At 34.7% G+C, this 26568-nt stretch carries 27 protein-coding genes; 15 read left to right on the plus strand and 12 right to left on the minus strand.

Translation table 11 applies throughout. The features are described 5' to 3' along the window. The first annotated feature begins 566 nt into the window (after positions 1 to 566). The 6 genes from EV142_RS15080 (at position 567) to EV142_RS15105 (ending at position 6032) form a co-directional block, all read left to right on the plus strand. The gene (locus EV142_RS15080; RefSeq protein ID WP_035681238.1) at positions 567 to 1400 is read left to right on the plus strand and encodes a 1,4-dihydroxy-2-naphthoyl-CoA synthase; all 834 of its coding nucleotides are present in this window, start codon (positions 567 to 569) and stop codon (positions 1398 to 1400) included. Between the two features lie 109 nt (positions 1401 to 1509). Beyond that, positions 1510 to 2472 (plus strand): 1,4-dihydroxy-2-naphthoate octaprenyltransferase, encoded by a 963-nt coding sequence (gene menA, locus EV142_RS15085; protein WP_132036692.1) that lies wholly within the window; start codon positions 1510 to 1512, stop codon positions 2470 to 2472. 28 nt (positions 2473 to 2500) lie between these two features. After that, positions 2501 to 3178 carry a metal-dependent hydrolase gene (locus EV142_RS15090; RefSeq protein WP_132036693.1) on the plus strand — a complete coding sequence of 226 codons (678 nt, stop codon included), beginning with the start codon at positions 2501 to 2503 and terminating at the stop codon, positions 3176 to 3178. 47 nt (positions 3179 to 3225) lie between these two features. Next, complete coding sequence (locus EV142_RS15095) at positions 3226 to 3750, plus strand: DUF2199 domain-containing protein (RefSeq protein ID WP_132036694.1); 525 nt, start codon at positions 3226 to 3228, stop codon at positions 3748 to 3750. Between the two features lie 3 nt (positions 3751 to 3753). Then, the gene (locus EV142_RS15100) at positions 3754 to 4953 is read left to right on the plus strand and encodes a tetratricopeptide repeat protein (RefSeq protein WP_132036695.1); all 1200 of its coding nucleotides are present in this window, start codon (positions 3754 to 3756) and stop codon (positions 4951 to 4953) included. A gap of 32 nt (positions 4954 to 4985) precedes the next feature. Then, on the plus strand, positions 4986 to 6032 hold the full coding sequence (locus tag EV142_RS15105; RefSeq protein WP_132036696.1) for an o-succinylbenzoate synthase: 1047 nt from the start codon (positions 4986 to 4988) through the stop codon (positions 6030 to 6032). A gap of 49 nt (positions 6033 to 6081) precedes the next feature. On the opposite strand, the gene EV142_RS15110 is transcribed toward EV142_RS15105, so the two are convergent. Further along, entirely contained in the window at positions 6082 to 6633 is a 552-nt protein-coding gene (locus tag EV142_RS15110; protein ID WP_132036697.1) for a hypothetical protein, read from the minus strand. Between the two features lie 379 nt (positions 6634 to 7012). Between EV142_RS15110 and EV142_RS15115 the strand changes: the two genes are divergently transcribed. Next, on the plus strand, positions 7013 to 7489 hold the full coding sequence (locus EV142_RS15115) for a CYTH domain-containing protein (RefSeq protein WP_132036698.1): 477 nt from the start codon (positions 7013 to 7015) through the stop codon (positions 7487 to 7489). Between the two features lie 4 nt (positions 7490 to 7493). Beyond that, positions 7494 to 8462 carry a YpdA family putative bacillithiol disulfide reductase gene (locus EV142_RS15120; RefSeq protein ID WP_132036699.1) on the plus strand — a complete coding sequence of 323 codons (969 nt, stop codon included), beginning with the start codon at positions 7494 to 7496 and terminating at the stop codon, positions 8460 to 8462. Between the two features lie 77 nt (positions 8463 to 8539). On the opposite strand, the gene EV142_RS15125 is transcribed toward EV142_RS15120, so the two are convergent. Both EV142_RS15125 and msrA read right to left on the minus strand, forming a co-directional pair. Further along, the gene (locus EV142_RS15125) at positions 8540 to 10108 is read right to left on the minus strand and encodes a protein adenylyltransferase SelO (RefSeq protein WP_132036700.1); all 1569 of its coding nucleotides are present in this window, start codon (positions 10106 to 10108) and stop codon (positions 8540 to 8542) included. Positions 10109 to 10116: 8 nt separating this feature from the next. Further along, positions 10117 to 10647, minus strand: a complete 531-nt coding sequence (msrA, locus tag EV142_RS15130) for a peptide-methionine (S)-S-oxide reductase MsrA (RefSeq protein WP_132036701.1) — start codon at positions 10645 to 10647, stop codon at positions 10117 to 10119. A 180-nt stretch (positions 10648 to 10827) separates the two neighbouring features. Here msrA and EV142_RS15135 point away from each other — a divergent pair, with 180 nt between their 5' ends. Continuing rightward, a complete protein-coding gene (locus tag EV142_RS15135) occupies positions 10828 to 12315 on the plus strand; it encodes an aminotransferase class V-fold PLP-dependent enzyme (protein WP_132036702.1) in 1488 nt (495 codons plus the stop codon). A gap of 60 nt (positions 12316 to 12375) precedes the next feature. Here EV142_RS15135 and EV142_RS15140 read toward each other — a convergent pair whose 3' ends face one another. Genes EV142_RS15140 through EV142_RS15160 form a run of 5 tightly spaced genes read right to left on the minus strand, consistent with a single transcriptional unit; the run spans position 12376 to position 15259 of the window. Continuing rightward, positions 12376 to 12846 (minus strand): nuclear transport factor 2 family protein, encoded by a 471-nt coding sequence (locus EV142_RS15140; protein ID WP_132036703.1) that lies wholly within the window; start codon positions 12844 to 12846, stop codon positions 12376 to 12378. A gap of 51 nt (positions 12847 to 12897) precedes the next feature. Beyond that, entirely contained in the window at positions 12898 to 13422 is a 525-nt protein-coding gene (locus tag EV142_RS15145) for a hypothetical protein (protein ID WP_132036704.1), read from the minus strand. Positions 13423 to 13426: 4 nt separating this feature from the next. Continuing rightward, a complete protein-coding gene (locus EV142_RS15150; RefSeq protein ID WP_132036705.1) occupies positions 13427 to 13900 on the minus strand; it encodes a hypothetical protein in 474 nt (157 codons plus the stop codon). A gap of 6 nt (positions 13901 to 13906) precedes the next feature. Continuing rightward, the gene (locus EV142_RS15155; RefSeq protein WP_132036706.1) at positions 13907 to 14584 is read right to left on the minus strand and encodes a peptidoglycan DD-metalloendopeptidase family protein; all 678 of its coding nucleotides are present in this window, start codon (positions 14582 to 14584) and stop codon (positions 13907 to 13909) included. Positions 14585 to 14593: 9 nt separating this feature from the next. Continuing rightward, on the minus strand, positions 14594 to 15259 hold the full coding sequence (locus tag EV142_RS15160; RefSeq protein WP_132036707.1) for a spermidine synthase: 666 nt from the start codon (positions 15257 to 15259) through the stop codon (positions 14594 to 14596). Between the two features lie 65 nt (positions 15260 to 15324). On the opposite strand from EV142_RS15160, the gene EV142_RS15165 reads away from it, so the two are divergent. Together EV142_RS15165 and EV142_RS15170 are read left to right on the plus strand one after the other, a co-directional pair. Then, entirely contained in the window at positions 15325 to 15876 is a 552-nt protein-coding gene (locus EV142_RS15165; protein ID WP_132036708.1) for a 1-acyl-sn-glycerol-3-phosphate acyltransferase, read from the plus strand. A gap of 82 nt (positions 15877 to 15958) precedes the next feature. Then, positions 15959 to 16972: a hypothetical protein gene (locus EV142_RS15170; RefSeq protein WP_132036709.1), complete on the plus strand. Its 1014-nt coding sequence runs from the start codon at positions 15959 to 15961 to the stop codon at positions 16970 to 16972. Positions 16973 to 17113: 141 nt separating this feature from the next. Here the strand turns inward: EV142_RS15170 and EV142_RS15175 are convergent, their stop codons facing one another. After that, entirely contained in the window at positions 17114 to 17590 is a 477-nt protein-coding gene (locus EV142_RS15175) for a helix-turn-helix transcriptional regulator (RefSeq protein WP_132036710.1), read from the minus strand. A gap of 312 nt (positions 17591 to 17902) precedes the next feature. Here EV142_RS15175 and EV142_RS15180 point away from each other — a divergent pair, with 312 nt between their 5' ends. The 4 genes from EV142_RS15180 to EV142_RS15195 all read left to right on the plus strand — a co-directional run bounded on the left by EV142_RS15180 (position 17903) and on the right by EV142_RS15195 (position 22847). After that, positions 17903 to 19057, plus strand: coding sequence for a M14 family metallopeptidase (locus EV142_RS15180; protein WP_132036711.1), 1155 nt, complete (start codon positions 17903 to 17905; stop codon positions 19055 to 19057). Positions 19058 to 19134: 77 nt separating this feature from the next. Next, positions 19135 to 19614 (plus strand): Lrp/AsnC family transcriptional regulator, encoded by a 480-nt coding sequence (locus tag EV142_RS15185; RefSeq protein ID WP_007805990.1) that lies wholly within the window; start codon positions 19135 to 19137, stop codon positions 19612 to 19614. Between the two features lie 90 nt (positions 19615 to 19704). Continuing rightward, positions 19705 to 22290: a phosphoenolpyruvate carboxylase gene (locus EV142_RS15190; RefSeq protein ID WP_132036712.1), complete on the plus strand. Its 2586-nt coding sequence runs from the start codon at positions 19705 to 19707 to the stop codon at positions 22288 to 22290. Between the two features lie 41 nt (positions 22291 to 22331). After that, positions 22332 to 22847, plus strand: a complete 516-nt coding sequence (locus EV142_RS15195) for a DinB family protein (RefSeq protein WP_132036713.1) — start codon at positions 22332 to 22334, stop codon at positions 22845 to 22847. Between the two features lie 100 nt (positions 22848 to 22947). On the opposite strand, the gene recQ is transcribed toward EV142_RS15195, so the two are convergent. From recQ to EV142_RS15210, 3 genes are all read right to left on the minus strand, one after another. Beyond that, complete coding sequence (gene recQ, locus EV142_RS15200; protein ID WP_132036714.1) at positions 22948 to 25056, minus strand: DNA helicase RecQ; 2109 nt, start codon at positions 25054 to 25056, stop codon at positions 22948 to 22950. 126 nt (positions 25057 to 25182) lie between these two features. Next, positions 25183 to 25590 (minus strand): DNA primase, encoded by a 408-nt coding sequence (locus tag EV142_RS15205; protein WP_132036715.1) that lies wholly within the window; start codon positions 25588 to 25590, stop codon positions 25183 to 25185. Between the two features lie 9 nt (positions 25591 to 25599). Further along, on the minus strand, positions 25600 to 26568 hold the full coding sequence (locus EV142_RS15210; protein ID WP_132036716.1) for a deoxyhypusine synthase family protein: 969 nt from the start codon (positions 26566 to 26568) through the stop codon (positions 25600 to 25602).

Here is a 26568-nt window from a genome sequence, read left to right on the forward strand (position 1 = left end):
AATTACTCCTTTAGATGGGTATGTCTTTAAACAATCGATACATTCGTCCTAAAATGCAAAAAATCAATTTCACGGCTGAGCCATTGGTTTATAGAATAACTTTTAGAAAGTAGTCAATTAGCATATTTTCCTCTTTTCGTTTTCAATTTTGTGCTAATTACAAACATTTCCAGCTTTTAACCTTAGGTGTTACTATCTCTTTTTTGAAGTTTTTACAAATGCATAAATCATTTGCTCATTAATTAAGGGCTTACTAATAAAAACCGTCAAAAAATAAGCGACAAATTTTTTAAATTTTCTCAAAAAAAGTCATTTTTTAGGTTAATAAATCAGTGAAAGAAAATCAATCATAATCCAATGAAATAAAATGTATCTCATTGATTTCTAGGGTGTAAAATTACTTATTTTTTTTTAAACCAAATGTTAAATAATGTTATTTTTTGTAGGTAAATACTAATTGTTAATATTGGGAGCTACTTTCTTGCAGACTAAAATTAAATAGAGTAGGTAAAAATATAAAAATGGTTTATTTTTACACTATAATTTTTAAAACTAAACAAATAGAAATGGATTGGATCACTGCCAGAGAATTTGAAGATATAACCTATAAAAAATGTAATGGAGTTGCAAGAATTGCTTTCAACAGACCCAATGTCAGAAATGCTTTTCGACCAAAAACGACTTCAGAATTATACCAGGCTTTTTACGATGCACAGGAAGATACTTCAATAGGCGTAGTATTGCTTTCTGCAGAAGGCCCCTCGACTAAGGACGGGGTTTATTCCTTTTGCAGTGGAGGTGATCAGAATGCCAGAGGACATCAGGGTTATGTAGGAGAAGATGGTCAGCACCGTTTGAATATTCTGGAAGTGCAGCGTCTAATCCGTTTTATGCCTAAAGTGGTTATTGCCGTTGTTCCGGGTTGGGCAGTGGGTGGCGGACACAGTTTACATGTGGTTTGCGATATGACCCTGGCGAGTAAAGAACATGCTATTTTTAAACAAACAGATGCCGATGTTACCAGTTTTGACGGGGGTTACGGATCTGCTTATCTGGCTAAAATGGTGGGACAGAAAAAAGCACGCGAAATTTTCTTTTTAGGACGCAATTATTCGGCTCAGGAAGCAATGGACATGGGTATGGTAAATGCCGTTATTCCCCACGATGAACTTGAAGATACTGCTTATGAGTGGGCACAGGAAATCCTGCAAAAATCACCAACCTCTATAAAAATGCTAAAATTCGCCATGAACTTAACAGACGATGGTATGGTGGGGCAGCAGGTTTTTGCCGGAGAAGCAACCCGTCTGGCCTATATGACTGAGGAAGCCAAAGAGGGAAGAAATGCATTTTTAGAAAAAAGAAAACCAAATTTCGGAGAGAATAAGTGGTTACCGTAAAGTTTTAATCAGTTTACAGTCTCAGTCACAGTCTGAAAACTGACACTGAGACCGTAAAATTTTCCAACAATCTAAATTCTAATTTCTAAAATTTCAAATAAAAAACATAATGAAACACTGGATTGAAGCCGCAAGATTGCGCACATTACCTTTATCAGTTTCCGGAATTATAGTGGGAAGCATTTATGCCTTATCCAACCCAACAGAAGCCATCAATACACCGACAGAAGTCTTTAGTTGGAAAATTTTTGGTTTTGCACTTTTAACAACGCTCGGCTTGCAGGTTTTGTCGAATTTTGCCAATGATTACGGTGATGGCGTAAAAGGCACCGACAATGAAGACAGAGTTGGGCCGAAGCGCGCTATCCAGAGTGGTGTTATTACACCGCAGGAAATGAAAAAAGCAATCATCATTACATCAATTTTAACCTTATTATCTGCTATTACTTTAATTTATTTTGCTTTTGGCGAATCTAACTTCGGATACTCCATCTTTTTCCTCTTACTTGGAATTGCAGCAATTGCTTCGGCTATTCGCTACACCGTTGGAAATTCTGCTTACGGATACAAAGGTTTCGGGGATTTATTTGTTTTTGTTTTCTTCGGACTGGTAAGCACTTTGGGCGTTAACTTTTTGTATTCTAAAGAAGTAGATCCGATTTTGATTTTACCGGCAATTTCGATTGGTTTGTTAAGTGTCGGAGTGCTAAACCTGAACAATATGCGTGATGAAGAATCAGACAGAAAATCAGGCAAAAACACAATCGTTGTTCAAATGGGTGGTAAAAAAGCAAAAACATACCATTTTGCGCTTATTATAACTGCAATGGTATTGGTATTGGCTTTTGCTGTTTTAAGTAATTATCGTTTCGATCAATATTTGTTTTTATTGGCTTATATACCTTTAACGAAACATCTGATTACGGTTTCTAAAAACCAGGAGCCTAAACTGTTGGATCCTGAATTAAAAAAATTAGCCTTAAGCACCTTTTTTCTTTCTTTGCTTTTGACTATCTGTATGATTTCCTTGGTTTCAGATATTATTGTGAATCTCTTCTTAGGAGGAAGATAGAATTAGTTCAACTTTAAATTTTATAAAAATGAAAATTACTTTTTACGGACACGCATCATTAGGGATTGAAGTTGGAGGAAAACATATTATTGTTGATCCATTTATTACGGGAAATCCACAAGCTTCGGAGATTGATATTAATACTTTAAAAGCCGATTATATTTTATTGACTCATGCACATGGCGATCACGTTTTGGATGTGGAAGCTATTGCAAAAAATACCGATGCAGTTATTGTTTCGAATGCTGAAATTACAAGTTATTATGCCACATTAGGATTCAAGGCACACCCGATGAATCACGGAGGAAGCTGGAAATTTGATTTTGGAAAAGTAAAGTACGTCAATGCTATTCATTCCAGTTCTTTTCCAAACGGAAGTTATGGCGGAAATCCCGGTGGTTTTGTAATCGAAGGGGAACATAAAAACATCTATATTGCCGGGGATACAGCGCTTTCCATGGATATGAAACTGATTCCGATGCGCACCAAATTAGATTTGGCAATTCTTCCAATCGGAAATAATTTTACCATGGATGTTGAAGATGCCATCATAGCATCAGACTTCTTAGAATGCGATAAAATTCTGGGATATCATTTTGATACTTTTGGTTATATTGAAATCAACCACGACGAAGCAATTCGTAAATTTTTCGATAAAGGAAAAGACTTAATGCTTCTTAAAATCGGAGAATCAATAGAATTGTAAATATGTGGCCAGACTGGACGAAAATGTTACGCCGCAAAACTAAAACAATGGATACTACTAATTTTACCTGTGAATGTTGTGGGAAGCAACATGAAGGCTGGCCTGCCTTAACATATAATTCGCCTAACAATTATTACTGGCTTTCTGCTGAAGAAAAGAAAGAAATTGCTGTTATTGATGAAGATTTTTGTGTCATCAATTATCCGGATGAAGTTGGCAGGTTTGTACGTTGCGTATTATTTCAAAAAGTAAAGGATCACTGTGAAGACTTAGAATATGGGCTTTGGGTTTCTTTGAGCGAAAAAAGTTTTCAGGATTATCTCGATAATTTTGATAATGAAAATCATGAATCAGAATATTTTGGCTGGTTGTCTAATAATATAAGTGAATATGAGTTTTTGGAAAGTATTCCAACAACCGTGGTCACTCAAAAAGGCAATAACAGGCCGGTAATTTTTCCTCATGAAAGTTTCGATCATTCTTTTGTTAAAGATTTCTATGCAGGGATCACAAAGGAAGAAGCTGAAAACCGAATCCAGAATATGATTAATGCCACTCAAAAAGAATCATAAAATATGACTTTCAAAAAAACACTTCTATTCCTTTCTGTAATTTCATTTTACAGTACGTATGCTCAAAAAGAGGGTTATTGGGACAAAGAACGTGCCACGACAAGAGAAATTATTGTCTCTGCACGTGACCGCATTACCGTTCATACAGAAGATTTACCAGTTGGAACTACTGAAATAGTCTATAGAATTACGCTGTTAGATAAAAATCAGGAAATGACAAATAGCCTGGTGTCAGTGCTAAAAGCAATACCTGATCCTTACGGAATAGGTCAGGGTTCGGCAGGAGCAGTGTTTTTGATGTCGAAAATTTCAGGAGACGATCAATGCACGTATTCTATTTTTACATCCAATGAAAATGCAAAAAAATATGTAAGTGACGGAAAGACCGATACAGCTTGTTTTGCTCAGGTGGAACCCGTGAGTAAAGATGCTAAAAGATTGTCTCTGGATAAATCTTCCTGTCTAAAAGAAAATACAACAACGATCTGGTTTGGTTTCGAAAGCAAAAACTGGCTTTTAACCCAAAAAATTGTTCTGGAAGTTGTGCCGTGGGTAGATACAAAACTCAATCGTGGCTGGAATCAGGATAATAAAAATGAAATTATCAGTTTATGCAAAACCTCTACAATGGCCCAGAAAATGGCTAATTCTGATGATTTTTGTGTTTGTATTTTGAATAAAATAATGAAACAATACCGTTATTCGGAATTTCAAAAGTTATTGGCAATCGAAAAAACTAAAGTTTATAAAGATTTTGGTAATGCCTGTTACAATGATGCAGATATTTCTAAAAACGTGTATAACGACTTAAGAACACAAATTGCAGCTTTAATAAAAAATCAAAAGTACAACGAAGCGATTCCCAAATTAAATACTATAATTAGTGACGGAAAAGCAACAGCAGTAGACTACAGCTCAATTGGTTATTGCTATATTCTGACAAAGCAATACGCAAAAGCAATCAAAACGCTTAAAGAAGGTGAAAAACTGGATGATACGGAACTATTGGTAAAATTGAATCTGGCACACGTTTATCTGTTAAGCGACGATTATAGTTTGGCAAAATCTATTTATAAAAAATACCAAAATCAAAATGTAACAGATAGTTTAAGCTGGACAGACAAAACCAGGTTAGACTTTACTACATTTCAGAAAGCAGGTATTAAATCCGAAGATTACGAAAGAGTTTTAAAGCTTTTTTAAAATTATAACAACTCAGAATCAGAGTATTTAAAATGAAAGCCACTTACTATAAATACATGCTGGAGTTCAAAAGGCCGTCAGGAACTTCACGGGGCATTATGACGGAAAAAGAAACTTGGTTTATTGTTCTGGAAGAAAACGGTAAAAAAGGAATAGGCGAGTGCGGTATTTTAAGAGGATTAAGTGCAGACGATCGTGATGATTATGAGGAAAAACTCAATTGGGCTTGTCAAAACATTCATCTCGGAGAAACCGTGCTTTGGGAAACTTTGCTGGAATTTCCTTCGATACAATTCGGCTTAGAAATGGCTTTTTTATCGCTTAAAAGTGAAAGTCCATATGTACTATTTCCTTCTGATTTTACGGATCATTCTAAATCAATTACTATAAATGGCTTGGTTTGGATGGGAGAGCCTTCCTTCATGAAAGAACAAATAGAAGAAAAATTAGCCGAAGGTTTTAATTGTATCAAACTCAAAATTGGAGCTATCGATTTCGAAAAAGAACTGGAATTATTACACTTTATCAGAAGTCATTTTTCCGCAGAACAAATAGAAATCAGAGTCGATGCCAATGGCGCTTTTCCTGTAAGTGAAGCTTTAGATAAGCTAATTCAACTTGATAAATTTCAGCTTCATAGTATCGAACAGCCCATAAAAAAAGGAAATTCGGAAGCGATGGAAGAATTGTGCAAAATGACTCCATTTCCTATCGCTTTAGATGAAGAGCTGATCGGTATATTATCACTGGAAGAAAAGGAAAAGCTGCTGCAAAAAATTAAACCACAATACATCATTCTTAAACCAAGTTTTGTGGGTGGTTTCAGAGGAACACAGGAATGGATCACGCTGGCAGATCAATACAATATAGGCTGGTGGATTACATCGGCCCTGGAAAGTAATATCGGACTGAATGCAATCGCTCAATGGACTTTTCTACAACAATCAAAAATGCCGCAAGGCCTTGGAACAGGTGCTCTTTATACCAATAATTTCGATTGCCCTTTAGAAGTCTTAAACGGGCAATTATGGTATAATATAAACAAAAAATGGCAATCTCATCTTCTTGATAAAATATAAAAAAAAAACTGGCCGGAAGCCAGTTTTTAAGGTTATATAGTAATTGGTTTTATTCTTTTCCAGCTCTCAGATTCTCCTGCCAGTCTTTTAATTCCTGCCATTTTCCTTCATAAGCGAATAAGGCTTGTTTTGCCCATGTACTTGGATTGTGAATTGCATAATTTTCGCCACCTTCATCCAAAATCACCTGCAGTTTTTCTATAGATGCTTCCGATAATTCGTACCAGGTATTGATTCCGGCATTGTTGAACAAAGCTTCAATTTTTGGTCCGATACCTTCTACAATTTTAAGATCATTTTCTTTTATTTTTTGACCCAGAATATCTGTAGCAAGATCAGGGTCAAATGTTAAATGTGCGGCAGTTGGTACAGCAAATGATTGTGCTGCAGCAGTAATAGTTGCTCGTGCTGCCATCTCCGTTTCTAAAGCAGAGATTCTTGCCTGTAGGTTTTTAGTATTTATTTGGCAGGCATCAAGATCAGCTTGTAAAGTCATGGCAAGCGAATCATCGGTATTGCATTTCATTCTTCCTAATAAGTAACCTAAAATTCCACAGATTAATCCGATTAGCGCAGGTATTAAAATACAAGGTATATTCATGATTGTCTATTTTTGATTCATTATTTTATGGCAATAACAGCCTCAGGATTCGCGGCAATTGGTTTTTCAACAGAATTAATTATTAGAGGTTTCATACAATTGCAACATAATTTCGGATAAAAACAAGTACCCAAAATAATAATTATTGCAGTGCCTAATAGGTAAAGTGCTTTTTTAGACATAAGTATGAAATTAAGATCGTATCAAATTTAGCTAAAAAAATAACAGGTAACATGTTAATAATCAGATATTTTAAAGTTGTTTATTTAATTAAAATCCCATGAGATCAAAAATTGCAGGATCAAAGAGTTTCTGGTCTGTCAATTCTAAGACTTAATTAAATTGAGTAACTTGCATAAAAATTAATTTACACATCAAAATGGTTGAAATTGAAAGAAAGTTTCTTGTGAAATCAAATGATTTTAAAGAACAGGCTTTTACTCAAAATAAAATTGCTCAGGGATATTTAAGTTCAATTCCCGAAAGAACAGTTCGTGTCAGAATTAAAGGCCAGAGAGGATTTATTACAATTAAAGGAATCGGACATCAGGGCGGAATGTCCCGTTTTGAATGGGAAAATGAAATTCCGCTTGATGAAGCCCAGGAATTACTGAAATTATGTGAAAAAGGTAAAATTGAAAAAACACGTTTCGAAATAAAATCAGGAGATCATGTTTTTGAAGTGGATGAATTTTATGGTGAGAACGAGGGCTTAATTATGGCCGAAATAGAATTGCAATCTGAAAACGATGAATTCGAAAAACCGGATTGGTTAGGAGAAGAAGTAACGAACGATCCGAGATATTACAACGCCTATTTAAGTAAAAATCCCTTTAAAGACTGGGGAAAAGAATAGTTTTATGACAGCAGCATATGATTTAATAATTGTGGGAGGTGGTCCCATTGGCCTGGCCTGTGCAATCGAAGCCCAAAAGAAAAACCTGAATTACCTGATTATAGAAAAAGGAGCAATTGTAAACAGTATTTTCAATTATCCCTTGTACATGACTTTTTTTTCAACTGCCGAAAGGCTTGAGATCGGGGACATCCCATTTAATTGCCTGGCACCAAAACCGGGTCGTCAGGAAGCTTTGGAATATTACAGAAATATACATCGTTACTTTAATTTCTCCATCCATTTGTTTGAAAGAGTGGCTGAAGTCAAAAAGCAGGAAGGCAGATTATTTAAAGTAAAGACAGATAAAAATTCATACGAAGCTAAAAACGTAATTATCGCAACCGGTTTTTATGATATTCCAATCGAAATGAATGTAAAAGGCGAGGAGTTAGCAAAAGTCCGCCATTATTATAAGGAAGCGCATGAATATGCTTTTAGAAATGTTCTGGTAGTCGGTGCTAATAATTCTTCTGTTGATGCGGCTTTGGAATGTTGGAGAAAAGGGGCGAATGTTACTATGGTCATTCGTAAAAACGAAATTAACAATCGCGTTAAATATTGGGCTAAACCGGATATTGAAAACCGAATAGCAGAAGGAAGTATTACAGCGTATTTCGAATCGAATATTACTGAAATCAAGGATAATGAGGTTGAAATTCAAACTCCAAAAGGAAAAATTACAATAGAAAATGATTTTGTTTTAGCCTTAACAGGGTATCAGCCGGATTTATCGTTTTTAGAAAATATGGGAATTCAATTGTCTGATGATGAAATGAAAACGCCAACCTATCATCCGGAAACTATGGAAACGAATGTGCCGGGATTATTTCTCGCAGGAGTCATTTGTGGCGGAATGCACACGCACAAATGGTTTATTGAAAATTCCAGAATTCACGCCAATATGATAATGGATTATATAACAGCCCAATAAAAAATAGCCACAGATTAAAAGATTTAGCGATTAATCGTAATCTATTAAATCCTTTAATCTGTGGCAAAATAAAAATATTAAGAACTACAGGAAAGCATAGAACAACCCACTTTTGAGCGGGCCCAATCGGGTCTTTTGGCAAACCATTTTTCCATTTCCGGCTGTTCGTCATATGGTTTTTGAAGTAGTGAATAGAATTCGCTGACCAAAGAAAAATCTCCCTGATCTGCAGCATCAATACTTAACTGGGCCATATAATTTCGTAACACATATTTCGGATTTATAGTATTCATTTTTGCAATACGCTCTTCGTCCGAAAGCTTTTCTGTCTGTAATCTTTTTAAGTAAGAGGAAAACCAGCTGGTCCAGTTTTCCAATACATTGTTGGCAATTTCTTTCGGGATATAAAAAGCGTCTATAATTTTTTCGAAGGCATTTTCAACGGAGTCTTCCTTTTTAATGCGATTCAAATTCCTGAAAAAGATTGTCATATCGGTTTCTGATAATTGCAAATTTTCTTCTAAATCAGTAATTAATTCACTGTCAGTTTCAATTGAAGTAAATAATCCTAATTTACTTAGAAACATTTCTTTATAATCGGAATTGAATTTGTTTATAAAAGATTCTAAGATATTTTCTAAAGGCTTAGCATCATTAATTAACGGATAAAGTGCATTGGCCAGCTGATACAAATTCCACTGCGCGACCTGAGGCTGATTTCCAAATCGATATCTTCTGTTTTGACTGTCAGTAGTATTCGGAGTCCAATTTGGATCGTAGTTTTCTAACCAGCCGTAAGGACCATAATCAATTGTAATTCCGTGAATAGACATATTATCCGTATTCATCACACCATGAACAAAACCAACTCTTTGCCAGTGTAAAATCATTTCACGCGTGGTATCGGCCACTTTTTGAAAAAACTGTACATATTGATCTTTAGGCTCTCCTTCAATTTCAGGGAAATAATGTTTGATCGTATATTCCACAAATTGCTTCAGGTTTTTCAATTCATTACGGGAAGTGATCATTTCGAAACTTCCAAAACGGATAAAAGATGGAGCCACACGACAAACGATCGCACCTTTTTCGTAGGCAGGATTTCCGTTGTATAAAATATCACGCAAAACTTCATCACCCGAAAGCATCAAAGAAAGGGATCGGGTAGTGGGAACACCCAGATAAAACATGGCTTCGGCACATAAATATTCCCGGATTGAAGAACGCAGAACGGCCAGACCATCGGCAGTTCTGGAATAAGGAGTTTTTCCTGCACCTTTCAACTGAAGTGTAAAAAACTGATTATTATGTTCTACTTCTGTTAAGTTTATAGCACGGCCATCTCCCAATTGTCCGGCCCAATTTCCAAATTGATGTCCGGCATAACACAGGGCATAAGGACGCGTTTCAGGAAGAACTTCTTTTCCTGAAAAAGCATTTAAAAAAGGTTCCGACTGAATTTCATCCTTAGAAATTCCAACCAGTTCAGCTACAGTTTCTGAGGCATGAATTAGTTGGGGATTAGCTGGTTTTGTTGGATTTACATAGGAAAAAAGCGCATTTGTAACCTGACGGGGTTCATTAGATTCGTCAGGATCTGCAGGTAATTCGGCTGTAAATCTATTGTTTATTTTTAAGTTTTTCATTGTATTTATTAGGCTAGTTTATCAGCATACATTTTTTTTAGTTTCTGTACTTTCGGGTCAATTACGATTTGGCAATAACGAGCGTCCTGATTGTTATTATAATAGTTTTGATGATCTTCTTCGGCATTATAAAAGACTTCAAATGACTTTAGTTCCGTTACAATCGAGTCTTCGAATAAAGGTTTGACTTCTTCAAAAACCTGTTCTGCAATTTCTCTTTGAATATCATCATGATATAAAATAATCGAACGATATTGTGTTCCGCTATCACCACCCTGACGATTTAAAGTTGTCGGATCATGACTTGTCATAAAAATTGAAATTAAGTCATGATATGAAATTATGTCAGGATTAAAAGTTACCTGAATCACCTCGGCATGACCCGTTCTTCCGGTACAAACTTCACGGTAGGGCGGATTTTTGATAAAACCTCCTGAAAATCCTGATTTTAACGTCTCTATTCCTTTTAAACGCTGGATTACAGCTTCAATACACCAAAAACATCCACCACCAAAAGTTGCAACCGATAAATTTTCCATAAATCTTATAGTTTAAGTTTTATTGCCCTATTAATCCGATAGAATATTGTGATAAATTTTTATAAAAAAGACTATTTAATTAAAGATACCAAAAGGTTATCTAATGTTTGAAGTTTATAATTGATAAATTCTCAATTCTATAAAAAAGCAATATATTTGCAATCAAATACAGGCACACTAATGAATAGCAAAAATAGTACCATCACTTTAGAAACCTATTTTCAGGAATTTAGAAAAAATATTGTTGGTGTAAACCAGGAATTTAGTTCTCCATATGGCAAAAAACAGATCATTTATACCGACTGGACTGCCAGTGGCAGGCTGTATCGCCCGATCGAAGAGAAACTTCTGAATGAATTTGGGCCTTTTGTTGCAAACACCCATACTGAAACTACCGTGTCAGGTACTGCAATGACAAAAGCATATCATCATGCCAGAAATATTATAAAACGTCATACCAATGCCAGTCAGGACGATGTCCTGATTACTGACGGTACCGGAATGACGGGTGTTGTCAATAAATTCCAGCGTATTTTAGGTTTAAAAATACCGGAAAACTTAAAGGATTGTACGATTGTACCTGCTGAAAAAAAACCAATTGTTTTTATTTCACACATGGAGCATCATTCCAATCAAACTTCGTGGTTAGAGACGATTGCAGATGTTGAAATTATTCCATCCTGTGAAAAAGGGCTTTTTTGCCTGGACAATCTGGAACAATTATTACAAAAATATAGCGACAGAACCATTAAAATTGCTTCCATCACTTCTTGCTCTAATGTTACGGGATTAAAAACGCCTTTTCATGAAGCTGCCAAAATGATGCACCAGCACAATGGAGTTTGTTTTGTAGATTTTGCCTGTTCAGGGCCTTACGTATCAATTGACATGCATCCAGAAGATCCGGAATCTTACTTAGATGCGATTTTCTTTTCTCCACATAAATTTTTAGGAGGACCGGGAACTTCCGGTGTTCTTATCTTTAATAAAAAATTATACCATAATATGATTCCCGATTGTCCCGGAGGCGGAACCGTGAGCTGGACAAATCCATGGGGGGAACATAAATATGTTGAAAATATTGAAGACCGCGAAGATGGGGGAACGCCCGGATTTCTGCAAGTTATAAAAACGGCTTTAGCCATTGAGCTGAAAGAAGAGATGGGAATTGAAAACATTTTACAACGTGAACATGAAATTGTTGATTATGTTTTTAATGAACTGGATCCGGTTGATAATATTAAGATTTTGGCAGGACAGCATAAAAATCGTCTGGGTGTTGTTTCCTTTTTTATTGAGGAACTTCATTTTAATTTGGGCGTAAAATTACTGAATGACAAATTTGGAATTCAAACCAGAGGAGGGTGCAGCTGTGCCGGAACTTACGGGCATTTTCTATTGCATGTAGATCAGGAAACCTCAAATAAATTAGTCGACGAAATTACAATTGGAGATCTGATCAAAAAACCGGGATGGATCAGGATGTCTATTCACCCAACAACAACCGATGAAGAGATTGCTTTTGTTTGTAAAAGTATTAAAGAACTTGCCGGAAATCACAAAGAGTGGGCTTTGGACTATTCGTATAATAAAATCACAAACGAGTTTATTCATAAAAATGCCAACTCATTTGAAGATGAATTGGTGGCAGGCTGGTTTAAATCGTAAGAGTTAAAAAAACAAACCCGACAGTTTTAAAAAATCTGTCGGGTTTGTTTTTTAATTTCATTATTTAGATTCCTGGAATTTTTTGAGAGATAGGAGAGCCTGTTTCTGAATTTTTCCCTGAAAAAAACCGGTCCATCCCAATAAAAGTCCGGTAAAGCCAAAAGCCTGTTTCGACCATTTCCATACATCAAAATGATCGGTGTGTTTGATGATTAAACCATCCTGAAAAATAAATTCGGCATAAATCCGATTGACAACTGTTCTGTTTGTTTTGCTGAAATTATAAGTAGCCACCCAATTTGCAGAACCTGAAAATTCATCGGCTTTAATATTTGAAAATTCAATCTTCAGATTTCCTTTGCTTCTTGAAAGCAGCATCTCCCACATTTTAGAAACCTGTCCTTCTTTTAGTAAACCAAAAGCTGGATCAATAAAATGTATCTTGGGATGATAGCATTCGCTCATTGTCTTATAGTCAGCATTTCCAAAAGCAGTATAGAACTTAGCAATTAAGTTTTCGTTTGAATTCATTTTTTTAATACAATTAGACTCTAATATAATACTTATTTTATAAAAAATTAATTACAAAGTACTAATTTCTTTTGCTGTATCATATGATTTTTTCGAAGTGTCAAATGCTGTAGAAAAATAATTCGTTTTGTTTACTGTTGTAAAGTATCCGGTCTGATTTCCGAAAGTATTCGAACCTCCGACAATAATAAATCTAATCCCTTTTATATCCGTTTTTTTCAGCTTAGCCATTTCTGCCGTTGTAAAATAATAATAGGAGGTTGTTTTGCCATCTGCAGACTCCTTACTATTTTTATCTACACACGGAATAACATCGCCATTGGCTAAATCTACATAAACACCACCTGAAATTCGTGATTTTTCATTGGCGGTAACAATTGATAATTTTAAAATTCCGCCTTTTTCTGTTTTTGCAACCTGAACTTTTGTTTCGCCGGTGTACGCATATTTTTCGCAGATAAAGGTATATTCCTGTGTAGCGGGATAAGGTTTAGAACCATTCACTGTCATAGTTTCCTGAGCACTTGCTAAAGTCGAAACGAACAACAACACAAAAAGGGGGAATTTTAAATTCATATTTTTATTCTTTTAATTTAGTTTCGAAATTTTCTTCCCAATCCATTGACTTGATGGCCGAAATTAAATTTTCTTCATTTACAAAAACACGAAGCTCTTTGTTGGCCACCTTCTTTGTGTAGGTAGCGTGGTAACGGTAAATCACCTCTTGTTTGGTTTTGTAAACACCATCTAATTTCAAATCAACAAAACTGCCATAATACTGTCTGAAACGCTGACAGGTTTTTGTCAGACGCTCCTCGGTCGTGTTCTCCATTACGGATTTGGTCACTTCAGTTTCATTAAAAGGCTTGAACTTAGAAGTATTACAGGTTTCCAGAACTCTTTTTCCCAAATCATACGCTTTTTTCTGCTGACCGGAATTAATTTCTGATGGATCTACTTTTGTAATTTTAAGATCTTCAGTGTCTCTGCTGACTGTTTTTGATTTACATCCTACTAATAAGGACAAACATATAATCAATATTGCTTTCTTCATAACTATTTATGTTATTTTTAATAATAAGTTAGGGTCGGGACAGTTTTCTATATAAAAGTTCAAGTCGTTTATATTGCAGACTCCGGGATAATCGCCGTTGTAATTTTCAATATTATTAATAATCTGAAAGTGTAAATGTGGCGCATAATCTCCGTTAACTGTTGAATCTCCAAAAGTTGCTAAACTTTCCCCTTTTTTGAAAATGTCCCCAACGGTTAGGTTTTCTATACTTTCTAACGATAAATGTCCGTATAAAGTATAAAATTTTTCATTTTCCACTTCATGCTCCATAATAATAGTGGGGCCGTAATCTCCAATACCAATATTATTTTTAAAACTATGTATTTTACCATCAAGCGGCGCTATAATAGTTGTCCCGACTTTTCCCCATAAATCAAGTCCAATGTGAATGTTGCGTTCCGGAGTTGCTCCGTCTTTAAAAATGCTGCTCCGCTGGTAAAGATTCCGACCCTCGATATAACCGCCAAACGCAATTTCTGCGTTGTTGTTTTGCAAATAATTGGAAATAAAAACTTCAAATTCTTCAGCATTTACAGGTTTGTTTTTAACCAATTCTTTGTTAGTGACCGATAAATCTAATGGTCTGTATTTTGAAAAATCAATACTTGAGTCAATAACTTTTGTAGAAGGCAAGGATTTTAAAATGGAGGTAAGGGTTTTCATAAAGGTAAATTAAGCTACTTTTTCAATGATTATTAATTCGTTATGAACTTCTATTCGGGGCAACATTTTTGAGTTAAACAATTTAGGATTTATTTCCGAAATGTACTTCCTGTTTCTAACATTATGTGCTTCATCCAGAATCATGGTATTAAAAAGTATAAAACCCTGATTTTTCAAAAGGGAACAGACCCGTTCGCTAAAAAACTTTTCGAATAGAAAATTAGGCATTTTTATATCTTCAAAAACATCAATGATAATTAAATTGTAATTTTCTTTCGTTTTTAACACAAATTCAAATGCATCATCAATAATAATTTCAAGCTGTTTAATCTTATTGAGGTTAAAATATTGGTTCGCTATCTGAATCATATCCGGATCAATTTCAACACCTGTGATTTTTCCTTTATATTCAATTTCATCCACTAACGTTTTAATTACGCTTCCCCCCGCAACTCCCAACAATAAAATGTGATCCATCTCAAGAATATTTTGATACCCAATATTTCTTAAACCATACCTTAATATACGCTGCAGGCTTCCATAAGAATAATTGGTGTTCTCAGAATCCAGAACCAATTCGCCATTGGCCCATGTAACTTCGATTATTTTACTTCTGGCCGATTTTTTTTTGAATATTTTGATAGGAATCAGATAACTGAATATTTTTTGAATCATTTTCTCCTCGTTTTACCCAAAAATAACATTTAAATCTTTTATTTTGCCGGAAAAAATAAATTTTAATGAAGAAACAGTTGTATAAATTTATCTTTTTTAAGCTAATGGGCTGGAAGATAGTGGGGATTGAAAATGCAGAAGTAAAAAAATGTATCCTGATGGTAATGCCTCATACAAGCAATCATGATTTTTATTTAGGAATCTTCACCAGGGGAATTTCGGGCTTAGAAATGAATTGGGTTGGAAAGAAAGAATTGTTTAAGTTTCCGTTCGGATATTATTTCAGAAGTGTAGGGGGTGAGCCGTTAGACCGTTCAGGAGGTTTAAATAAAGTAGATTCGATAGCGGCTATTTTTGAGCGCAAGGAGGTTTTTCGTTTAGCAGTTGCCCCTGAAGGAACACGTAAAAAAGTTGCTGAAATAAAAAGTGGATTTTATTATATAGCGCTTAAAGCGAATGTTCCAATAGTGCCTGTAGCTTTTGACTGGGGCAAAAAAGAAGTAAATTTAGGAATGCCCTTTTTTCCAACCGGAAATTATGAAGCTGATTTGCAAGTCCTGAAAAAACATTATGATGACGTTATAGGTAAAATACCGGAAAGAGGCTATCATTTTTAACAAAAAAACAATAATATTAACAAGATAAAAACCATAATTATAATTTTATCGTAAGTATAAATAACTTTCTAAAATTATAATTATGAAAAATCTATTTATTACATCCGCATTTTTAGTTTTACTTTTTGCATCTTGCGATAGTAACGACTCTGATAACAACAATAGTACAGATACGCCTGAATTAACATTGGTTACTTCGAGCAATACTTCTGGAAAAATTACTTACACAGATTTACTGGCAGCTGCACCAATGGTGAAATCTTTTACCATAGCATCATTAGATGCTGAAGGAATTTCATACAACAGTGAAACAGATGCTGTTATTGTAGCTTCAAGAACTAACAATAAATTAGAAACCTACACCGGAATAAAAAGTGCTCTGAAAGCAGGTACAGATAATTTGACGCTATCCATAAGTAGTTTGACAGGGGAATTTACCAACGCCAGAGAAACTGCAGTTTCAGGAGACATTGTCGTAGTGGCCCAGGATCAGCTGGCTTCTAACGGAATGATAAATAAATTCTTTGTTTATAAAAAAACTGCAGCAAATTTTTCTTTGGTAAAAACATTTACAACAGACTTTAAATTGTGGGGAATTCACATTAATGGAAACGATTTATACGCTGTTGCTGATTTAACAGGTGATCTTGTTTTCTTCAAAGATTTTATGAATAATGCTTCAGGAACAATTACAGCTACCAAACGAGTTACAATTGCTGGTTTAACACGTTCCCATGGAATAACTTATTCTTCTTCTGATGATGTAATGATTTTAACAGATGTAGCAAGTGCAACATCAGGAACAGACGGAGGGTTGATCGTAATAAAAAACTTTTCGACTGTTTTTAACGCTACAATGACTGGCGGAACAATTGCTTTAATGAATCAGATTAGAGTTTATGGTCCCAATTCAACGTTGGGGAATCCTGTAGATGTTGCTTATGATACTGTTACAAAAAAGATTTATGTAGCCGAGAGACTTAATGCCGGTGGACAAGTGCTGACTTTTAACTATCCGACAATGACCGGTGATTTTGCTCCGGTAAATGTAAGAGCTGAAGCCGGAGTAACTTCAGTATTTATATTGAGAAAATAATAACCAATTTTATTTTACAAATGAAACGGCCTAAATTCAGAATTTGACTTTAGGCCGTTTTTTATGGTATTATTCCATCTCCTGAGAATTGCTTAAATGAAAAATATTTTAGAATATTTTCAAATACGCGATATTTTCAAATTAGGGGACATATACCTTAAATGTTCCGTTTTTATAGAAAAATACAATTTTCCCGATTTCATCCTCATTTGAAGGAACACCTGAACTTTTTGTTTCTAAGAAATTTCTTTTTTCTTCTTTTATATCTTCATTCGAATTAAATCCTGAAAATAAATCTCCTGAAGCAGAAGTATCAGTTACTGGAAGAGGAGGGCTTGTTTTTTCAATTTCAGCGATAATCTCGGTTTCATTATTTTTAGAAATCTCCTCTTTTTTAGGAAAACTTCCTTTTCCATTTAAGATCCAGTATAGATCTACATCCGGAAAAACCTCTGCAATTTTTAATACAAAATCTAAACTCGGCTTGTTTCTTCCGGAAAGGAGGTGGGACATGCTGGAGCGTTGCACACCGATTTTATCCGCAAATGCAGAGGCATTTAATCCATAATAATCGAGGATAACTTCTAGTCTTTTAACAAAATCATCGATGTTTACCATTGTAAATTATTATAATTAATTCGTATGTTTACAAATGTAATTAAAAGAATTTAAATAACCTATTTTACAGATGTAAATTAGTATTTTTAATCATATAACAGCAGGTTTTTACTCTAAGTAATAGTATTTAACTATTTGATAATCAGTATTTTTATACTTTTAATTAACACAAGTCACAATTGTTAACAGCAGAAGGTTAGAATCACTAAATTACCTTAAATTATCTGTTTACAATTCTAAATTTAGCTTCTTTTTTCTTGTTTACAATTGTAAAAATAAAGATGTTTACTTTTGTAAACTAATAGAAAGACAATGAATTTAGAACAATTATTTGACCAATACAAAGAACAATCGATAGAAGGACGTTACCTGACTTTAGATCATATTCAGCCTTTATTAGACAGATTAAATACTAATGACCAGGTTAAGCTTATAGGTAAATCAGTTTTAGATAAACCTATATATAGTTACCAGGCGGGTACCGGAGAAACACGCATTTACTTATGGTCACAAATGCATGGAAATGAAAGTACCACTACAAAAGCACTCTTTGATTTTATTAATGTTTTAAACAGCGGATCTGATTTTGCTGATAAAATGCTTAAAACCTTTACCTTTTATTGTATTCCCATCTTAAATCCTGACGGAGCAGCTCTCTATACCCGTGAAAATGCCAATAAGATAGACCTGAACCGTGATTCTCAAAATCTTACGCAGCCAGAAAGCAATGTGCTAAGAAATGTCTTCGAGTCCTTTAAACCGCATTATTGTTTTAATCTTCATGATCAGCGCACTATTTTTGGGGCTGGAGACACAGGAAAACCTGCAACTGTTTCCTTTTTAGCACCTTCTTATAATGAAGAAAGGGAAGTAAATGATAACCGATTAAAGGCTATTAATGTAATCGCAGGAATAAATGACGTTTTGCAGGAATATATTCCCGGACAAGTTGGTCGCTTTGATGATTCCTTTAATATCAATTGTATTGGAGATACCTTTCAGTTTCTGGGTGTTCCGACAATTTTATTTGAGGCAGGCCACTATACAAACGACTATAACCGCGAAATAACCAGAAAGTTCATCTTTTTCTCACTTATTTCAGCATTTAAAATACTTTCCGAAAACGATTTAGTTGATAATAGATTTTATGATTATTTGAATATTTCACAAAATAAAGTCGTTTTTTATGATTTTATGTATAAAAATATCAAAATAAATTATGATGGTATCGAAATTATTACGAATTTTGTCGCACAATACAGAGAAGAATTGATTGAAAATAAGATTCATTTCAATGCCTATATAGTTGAAGTAGGCGAATTAGAAAATTATTTCGGACATTATGAATATGACGCCAAAGGAGCAAGCTATTCAGATGACTTTAGTAATTTTCCGAATTTGAATCAAAAAGCAGATTTTTATTTAAATAAAAATATTAAATTTGTTAACGGATTGATAAAAAGTTAATTTTTATATGAATTTGTTATTTTTTATATATATTTTTATACTTTGTTATAGCAATTAGTAATATTAATTAAAGAATTATGAGTAAATTTCGTTTAGATGAAGTAGATCACCAGATTTTAGATATGTTAATAGACAATACGAGAGTTCCGTTTACTGACATAGCAAAAAAACTATTGATATCTGCTGGAACAGTACATGTTAGAGTAAAAAAAATGGAAGACGCAGGGATAATAATGGGATCTTCACTAGCCTTAGATTACGATAAATTAGGGTATTCATTTATTGCTTATGTGGGAGTGTTTTTGAATAATACATCTCAGACTAAATTTGTATTAGAGCGAATCAATCAAATTCCATTCGTAACGGTAGCATCTGTTACTACAGGAAAATTCAATATTTTTTGCAAAATCAGAGCAAAAGATACTAAGCATGCAAAAGAAGTAATCTTCATGATCGATGATATCGAGGGAGTTTACAGAACAGAAACTATGATTTCATTAGAAGAAAGTATAAACGATAAGAAGCGTTTGATGCATACTATTTTTAAAAATATGTAATATTTTCTTGAATGCTATATTAAAATATAACCTCAAGTTTATTCTTGGGGTTTTTTTATGACCTATTAACCAACCAACTATAACACGATTATGTATACGTTACCCAAAATTGAGCGTTTTAATCAAGATGTTCTCTCAAAATATCACATTTACAATAGTGTTTTTATAACATTGCCTTTTGATTCTATTGATAATACAGGGGTTTTACTTCCTTTATTTACAGAAACTTGTGAAACAGGATTTAAGAAACAGGAAACACCAAAGGAAATTTTTGATTTCTTTTCCAATAAATATTTAAACAATGCTTCCGAGAGTGAAAAAATCGATTTAATGTTTCGGTTTATTCAGTACATAGAGCGTCAGATTGTACTTTTTGATGCAATCGAAGATGCTGCTTTCCCTGAGGTTAATAACATGGAAGGACGTGGCTCGCTGCGTGATATAAAGGAAAGATCAGATGCTAAGGAGAAGGACGATGAACTGATTGAATTTCTTGAAAATTTTAATGTCAGAACCGTATTAACAGCGCATCCTACACAATTTTACCCCGGACCTGTTTTGGGAATTATAAATGATTTAACAGAAGCGATCCGATTGAATGATTTGCTGAAAATCAAACAGCTTTTAGCACAGCTTGGAAAAACACCTTTCATACAAAATGAAAAGCCAAACCCTTATGATGAAGCAGTTAGCCTTATCTGGTATCTGGAGAATGTTTTCTATGCGACTTCAGGTGAAATTGTTCACTATCTTCAAAAAAATATCCTTAACGGAAATGCAATTCAAAACCAATTAATTAAGCTTGGATTCTGGCCGGGAGGTGACCGTGACGGAAATCCTTTTGTGACAACAGAGATTACTTTAAAAGTAGCAGACCGCTTGCGAACTTCTATTTTAAAGTGTTATTATGTTGAAATGAGAAATCTAAAAAGAAAGTTAACGTTCTCAGGAGTAGATACTTTAGTTGCTGAACTTGAACATAAGCTTTATCGTTCTGTTTTTTATTCCAAAGGTGAAATTTACATTACTTTAGACGAATTACTGACTCAGCTGAACAAAATCAGAAGCATAATTATTGAAAAACATCAGTCTTTGTATCTAGATGAACTGGAAGCTTTTTTAGTGAAAATTAATTTATTCGGATTCCATTTTGCTACACTGGACATTCGTCAGAACAGTAAAATTCATAATGTCGTTTTTAAAGATGTTGTAGATCATTATCTAAATTCAGGTTCTACAATATTCCCGGATAATTATTTCGAATTATCCGAAGAAGAGAAATTAGTTGTTTTATCTAAAGTTAAAGGAGAATTAAATCCGGCTGAATTTGAGGATGAAATTACAAGATCTACATTGGAATCCGTACAAGCGATAAAAACGATTCAGAAAGCCAATGGAGAATTTGGTGCCAATCGTTATATTATTAGTAATAACGAAAGTGCGCTCAATGTCATGGAAACCTTTGCTATGATTCGGCTGAATAACTGGGAGAATCCTACCGTTGATATTATTCCGCTTTTCGAATCTGTTGATGATTTACAGAAAGCACATGAAATAATGGAGCAATTGTATACCAATCCGGAGTATTCGAAACATTTAAAAGCGCGTGATAACAAACAAACTATTATGCTTGGTTTCTCTGACGGAACGAAAGATGGCGGTTATTTAATGGCTAATTGGAGTATCTATCAGGCAAAAATTGCTTTAACGGAAATTTCAAGAAAATATGGTGTGAAAGCAATTTTCTTTGACGGACGTGGCGGACCTCCTGCGCGTGGTGGAGGAAAAACACATAAGTTTTATGCATCTTTGGGTCCGAAAATTGAAAATAACGAAATTCAGATTACAGTACAGGGGCAAACCATCAGTTCTAATTTCGGAACATTGGATTCCTGTCGTTATAATATTGAAAACTTATTAAGTGCCGGTGTTACCAACCAGGTATTCAGTAAAGAAAAGAACGAATTAAGTCCGGAGGAAACCGCAATTTTAACACAATTGGCCGGTTTAGGATATGATAAATACTTGAGTTTCAAAAATCATCCTAAATTTATCCCGTATTTAGAGAAAATGAGTACGCTGAAATATTATTCCAAAACGAATATTGGAAGCCGCCCTTCTAAAAGAAGTAAATCGGAACAATTAGATTTTGCTGATTTAAGAGCGATCCCGTTTGTAGGTTCATGGAGTCAGTTAAAACAAAATGTACCCGGATTTTTTGGAGTAGGAACTGCTTTGAAGTATTTTGAAGACACCAATCAGTGGGATAAAGTTTATGATTTATATCACGACTCCTTATTTTTCAGAACGCTTCTTGAAAACAGTATGATGTCTTTGGCAAAATCATTTTTCCCATTGACGGCTTATATGAGAAAAGATCCTGAGTTTGGTGAATTCTGGCAGATTATCTATGACGAATTTGTAGAAACAAAACGTCTTTTGCTTAAAATTGCCGACCACAAAACACTGATGGAAAATTACCCTGATGGTATAGCATCCATTCAGATTAGAGAGCGTATCGTTATGCCATTGTTGACGATACAGCAATATGCGTTGTTGCGAATTAATGAATTGAACAAAGAAAATGGCGGTAATGATGAGCTGATCAAAGTGTATGAGAAAATCGTGACGAGATCTCTTTTCGGAAATACAAATGCAAGTAGAAATTCAGCTTAAAAGGCAGTTTTAGGATATTTAAAATTTAAAAAATACAGAAAATGAATTCAGCCCAATTAGTAGAAAATGAATATTCAGGAGGATTTGCAACTTACGTTCGGGAAGCCGGAGATGTAAATCTGATTGAAGAATTAGAAATTTCCTTACACGCTTTTATCAAATTTGTTCAAAATATTCCAATGGATAAATTCGATTATCGCTATGCAGCAGGTAAATGGACCATCAAAGATATTATTCAGCATATTATTGATACGGAACGTATTTTTGCTTATCGGGCATTGCGTTTTTCAAGATTCGACAAAACACCATTACAGAGTTTTGAGGAAAATGATTATGCCGCTAATACCAATGCAGGCGGAAGAAGTATTCAGGATTTATTAACGGAATTATCTGCTGTAAGGCACTCCAATTTATTATTTTACAAAAGCTTATCTGAAGAACAGCTTAAAGCTATTGGAACTGCTTCCAATAATCAGATTTCTGTTCGTGCTCTGGGTTTTGTAATTATAGGCCATCAAAAACACCATCAGAAAGTTTTTGAAGAGAGGTATTTGTAGGCTTTCTTTATCGTATAAAAAAATCCTGTGAATTTATTTTCAGAGGATTTTTTTTTTGCAATACTGTCATTTCATTGAATTGACACTTGCTTCGTCAATTTTATTTATTCCGCTCCACAACCGCAAGTCCAAACCTAATCTTATCATACGGCATTTTTTGTTCAAAATAATCATAATAAGGTTTGAGGGCTGTTGGATATTCTAATGCTACTTGTGCTTTATGGAGTAACTTAACTTCGTCTTCAGAAACAAATTGACTTAAATCTATATCATTTCCATCAACGTATAACTTAGCTAAATGTGAAATGATAGTAGTTTGCCCTAAATTTCGTTTTCCGGCAATTTCTTCTACCGAAGCGCCATTTTGAAACAATTCCAAAGTTGTTTTATAGGTGTTGCTCTCTTTTTTAGGCTTGGCATTCGCTTTTTTTACCTTTTCGTAATAAATAATGGCATCTATAAATTCTGACCCGTATTTTTCAAGTTTTGCTTTTCCGACACCATCGATCGCAAGGAATTCCTCGTCGGTCATTGGTTTTAAGATTTCCATTTGTCTTAAAGCCGCATCACTAAAAATGACATAAGCAGGAACTTCTTCATCTTTGGCAATTTCATAGCGTAATTTTCGCAGTATTTCAAAAAGCGAATTTTTAACGGTTTTAGCTTTTGTTTCTTTAATTTCATTTTTATCAATTACTTTTTTAACAAGGGTATTTAATTTTACTTTTTCACCTTCAAACAAGACTTTTTTAGCAAAGGGAGTAAGCAGGATTTTATTATGCTGGTGAAAAGCAATTTCACAATATCCAAGATTGATTAATTGAATTAAGTATTGATTCCAGTCGTACCAAGAAATATCAGCGCCAATTCCGTACGTTTTTAGCGTTTGATAATTTTTTTCGTAGATATATGCGTTTTTTGAGCCTCTTAAAAAATCTACAATTACAGCCAAAGGTTCAGATTCCTGTAAACGGCTAATAGCAGACAATGCTTTTTGCGCGAGAATCGTACCATCAAAAAATGTTGGAGGATTTTTGCAAATATCGCAATTACCGCAGTTTTCTTTCACCAATTCACCAAAGTAGGAGAGCAGAATTTTTCGCCTGCAGCTTAAAGCATCAGCATATTGCTTCATTCTTTCCAGTTTCGCCAGTTGCACATCAGCGTTCAATCCTTCGGAAGCAAATTTCTGCAGCTGAATAACATCGGCATAACTTTCAAATAAAATCGTTTCCGCAGGTAATCCATCGCGGCCTGCGCGGCCAATTTCCTGATAGTATCCTTCTATATTTTTGGGTAAATTATAATGAATGACCCAGCGAACATTCGATTTGTCAATTCCCATTCCGAAAGCAATTGTGGCGCAAACTACCTGACAATCGTCATTGATGAATTCGTCCTGTGTTTTGGCACGTACTTTATTATCCAATCCGGCGTGATAGGCTTTTGCTGCAATTCCGTTCTTTTTCAGTTTATCAGCCAGTTCTTCAGTTGTTTTCCTGCTCAGGCAATAGATAATTCCGCATTCATTTGGTTTGCTCTCTACAAAATCAATGATTTGTTTGACACGATCTAAAGCCGGACGAACTTCCAGACTTAGATTTTTCCTGTCGAAAGAAGCTACAAAGGTTTTCGGGTTTTTTAAGTTTAACTGTTTGGTAATATCGGTACGGGTGGCTTTATCGGCTGTGGCGGTAAGCGCCAGAACCGGAGTAGAAGGGAAGCGGCTTTTTAAATATCCCAGATTGGTATAAGCAGGGCGGAAGTCATGTCCCCAGGAGGAAATGCAATGCGCTTCATCTATAGCGATCAGGCTAATGGTCAATTCGCTAAACACGACATCCAGATACGATAAACTTTCGGGTGCAATGTAAACCAGTTTAAAGGTATTGGGTTTTAAATTGTCTATAAAATACTGCTGCTCTTCAGCGGATTGGCTGCTATTGATATAACAAGCCTGAATTCCGTTCGTCTTTAAGCTGTCAACCTGATCTTTCATCAAAGCAATCAGCGGTGAAATTACAATTGTAATTCCGGGCAAAACTAATGCCGGTAACTGAAAACAGATTGATTTCCCGCCTCCGGTTGGCATAATAGCCAGGGCATCCTGACCTGAGAGGATAGTATTTATAATGGTTTCCTGATTGGGTCTGAATTTTTCAAATCCAAAGTTTTCCTTTAGTTTGGCATGTAGTATTTCTGAATTCATTGGGCTGATATTACTTTAAGTAAGATGCAAATATAGTATTTTTCTTATAATTTAATTGATTTATTTCGACTCATAAAAAAAGGAACCCGATTAAGAGTTCCTTTAGTTTATTTAGAAAGTGATAAATTAATCTTCATCATCGTCTTCGTCATCATCGTCAGCAATATCATCTTTGTCTTTATCGTCGTCATCATCGTCATCGCCATCAACATCCGGTTTGTCCAGAGTATCGTCATCATCATCGTCATCAATATCATCATCAAGATCAAGACCTTTTACCGGCTCGATTACATCAACATCTACGTCAATATCATCATCTTCATCGTAATTTTCAATTCTATCAGCAAGTTTAGTACTAATTTTTACTAAATAAATAGTGTCTTCAGTACGAACTTCAACAGCTTCGATCAATTCGTTTTTAGCATTTCTAAAACGGATAACATCCGAATCATCATAACCATCAGGAAATTTTTCCACCAAAAGGTTTAGAATTTCGTTGGTAAGTTTAGCGTAGTCTACTATAACTCTTTTCATAAAATTATCCTATAAATCTAATAAATATGCAAAAATTAACGGAGCAACAATTGTAGCATCCGACTCAATAATAAATTTAGGGGTTTTGATGTCTAATTTACCCCAGGTGATTTTCTCGTTCGGAACTGCTCCGGAATAGGATCCGTAGCTAGTTGTTGAATCTGAAATCTGGCAGAAATAACTCCAAAACGGAATATCATGCATTTCCATATCCTGATATAACATTGGTACTACGCAAATAGGGAAGTCTCCTGCAATACCACCACCAATTTGGAAAAATCCAATTCCTTTGCTGCTGTTTTTAGGATACCAATCAGCTAGGAATGTCATATATTCAATTCCAGATTTCATGGTAGATGCTTTCAGTTCGCCTTTAATTACGTATGAAGCAAAAATATTACCCATAGTACTATCTTCCCAACCCGGAACAATAATAGGTAAATTTTTCTCAGCTGCCGCATACATCCAGCTATCTTTTAAATCTATTTCATAATATTCTTCTAAAACGCCTGATAACAACATTTTATACATGAATTCATGCGGGAAATAACGTTCTCCTTTGTCATCAGCATCTTTCCAGATTTTATAAATGTGTTTTTGTAAACGACGAAATGCTTCATGCTCAGGAATACAAGTGTCAGTAACACGATTTAATCCTCTTTCAAGCAAAGCCCATTCATCTTCAGGAGTTAAATCACGATAGTTTGGCACTCTTTCGTAGTGAGAGTGTGCTACTAAGTTCATAATGTCTTCTTCCAGATTGGCTCCTGTACAGGAAATAATCTGAACTTTATCCTGTCTGATTATTTCGGCAAAAATTTTACCAATTTCTGCTGTACTCATAGCGCCAGCCATACTTACCATCATTTTAGCTCCATTTGCCAATTGTTGTTCGTATGCTTTTGCCGCATCAACCAAAGAAGCAGAATTAAAGTGTAAATAATGTTTTTCAATAAACTGACTGATTGGTCCTTTCAT

Source organism: Flavobacterium circumlabens (genome assembly GCF_004345565.1).
GTDB classification, from domain to species: Bacteria; Bacteroidota; Bacteroidia; order Flavobacteriales; family Flavobacteriaceae; genus Flavobacterium; species Flavobacterium circumlabens.

Excerpts from the sequence above, each read along its gene's own strand:
- EV142_RS15080 (WP_035681238.1), top strand. The coding sequence starts at position 567 with ATGGATTGGATCACTGCCAGAGAATTTGAAGATATAACCTATAAAAAA.
- menA (WP_132036692.1), top strand. The coding sequence starts at position 1,510 with ATGAAACACTGGATTGAAGCCGCAAGATTGCGCACATTACCTTTATCA.
- EV142_RS15090 (WP_132036693.1), top strand. The coding sequence starts at position 2,501 with ATGAAAATTACTTTTTACGGACACGCATCATTAGGGATTGAAGTTGGA.
- EV142_RS15095 (WP_132036694.1), top strand. The coding sequence starts at position 3,226 with ATGGATACTACTAATTTTACCTGTGAATGTTGTGGGAAGCAACATGAA.
- EV142_RS15100 (WP_132036695.1), top strand. The coding sequence starts at position 3,754 with ATGACTTTCAAAAAAACACTTCTATTCCTTTCTGTAATTTCATTTTAC.
- EV142_RS15105 (WP_132036696.1), top strand. The coding sequence starts at position 4,986 with ATGAAAGCCACTTACTATAAATACATGCTGGAGTTCAAAAGGCCGTCA.
- EV142_RS15110 (WP_132036697.1), bottom strand. The coding sequence starts at position 6,633 with ATGAATATACCTTGTATTTTAATACCTGCGCTAATCGGATTAATCTGT.
- EV142_RS15115 (WP_132036698.1), top strand. The coding sequence starts at position 7,013 with ATGGTTGAAATTGAAAGAAAGTTTCTTGTGAAATCAAATGATTTTAAA.
- EV142_RS15120 (WP_132036699.1), top strand. The coding sequence starts at position 7,494 with ATGACAGCAGCATATGATTTAATAATTGTGGGAGGTGGTCCCATTGGC.
- EV142_RS15125 (WP_132036700.1), bottom strand. The coding sequence starts at position 10,108 with ATGAAAAACTTAAAAATAAACAATAGATTTACAGCCGAATTACCTGCA.
- msrA (WP_132036701.1), bottom strand. The coding sequence starts at position 10,647 with ATGGAAAATTTATCGGTTGCAACTTTTGGTGGTGGATGTTTTTGGTGT.
- EV142_RS15135 (WP_132036702.1), top strand. The coding sequence starts at position 10,828 with ATGAATAGCAAAAATAGTACCATCACTTTAGAAACCTATTTTCAGGAA.
- EV142_RS15140 (WP_132036703.1), bottom strand. The coding sequence starts at position 12,846 with ATGAATTCAAACGAAAACTTAATTGCTAAGTTCTATACTGCTTTTGGA.
- EV142_RS15145 (WP_132036704.1), bottom strand. The coding sequence starts at position 13,422 with ATGAATTTAAAATTCCCCCTTTTTGTGTTGTTGTTCGTTTCGACTTTA.
- EV142_RS15150 (WP_132036705.1), bottom strand. The coding sequence starts at position 13,900 with ATGAAGAAAGCAATATTGATTATATGTTTGTCCTTATTAGTAGGATGT.
- EV142_RS15155 (WP_132036706.1), bottom strand. The coding sequence starts at position 14,584 with ATGAAAACCCTTACCTCCATTTTAAAATCCTTGCCTTCTACAAAAGTT.
- EV142_RS15160 (WP_132036707.1), bottom strand. The coding sequence starts at position 15,259 with ATGATTCAAAAAATATTCAGTTATCTGATTCCTATCAAAATATTCAAA.
- EV142_RS15165 (WP_132036708.1), top strand. The coding sequence starts at position 15,325 with ATGAAGAAACAGTTGTATAAATTTATCTTTTTTAAGCTAATGGGCTGG.
- EV142_RS15170 (WP_132036709.1), top strand. The coding sequence starts at position 15,959 with ATGAAAAATCTATTTATTACATCCGCATTTTTAGTTTTACTTTTTGCA.
- EV142_RS15175 (WP_132036710.1), bottom strand. The coding sequence starts at position 17,590 with ATGGTAAACATCGATGATTTTGTTAAAAGACTAGAAGTTATCCTCGAT.
- EV142_RS15180 (WP_132036711.1), top strand. The coding sequence starts at position 17,903 with ATGAATTTAGAACAATTATTTGACCAATACAAAGAACAATCGATAGAA.
- EV142_RS15185 (WP_007805990.1), top strand. The coding sequence starts at position 19,135 with ATGAGTAAATTTCGTTTAGATGAAGTAGATCACCAGATTTTAGATATG.
- EV142_RS15190 (WP_132036712.1), top strand. The coding sequence starts at position 19,705 with ATGTATACGTTACCCAAAATTGAGCGTTTTAATCAAGATGTTCTCTCA.
- EV142_RS15195 (WP_132036713.1), top strand. The coding sequence starts at position 22,332 with ATGAATTCAGCCCAATTAGTAGAAAATGAATATTCAGGAGGATTTGCA.
- recQ (WP_132036714.1), bottom strand. The coding sequence starts at position 25,056 with ATGAATTCAGAAATACTACATGCCAAACTAAAGGAAAACTTTGGATTT.
- EV142_RS15205 (WP_132036715.1), bottom strand. The coding sequence starts at position 25,590 with ATGAAAAGAGTTATAGTAGACTACGCTAAACTTACCAACGAAATTCTA.
- EV142_RS15210 (WP_132036716.1), bottom strand. The coding sequence starts at position 26,568 with ATGAAAGGACCAATCAGTCAGTTTATTGAAAAACATTATTTACACTTT.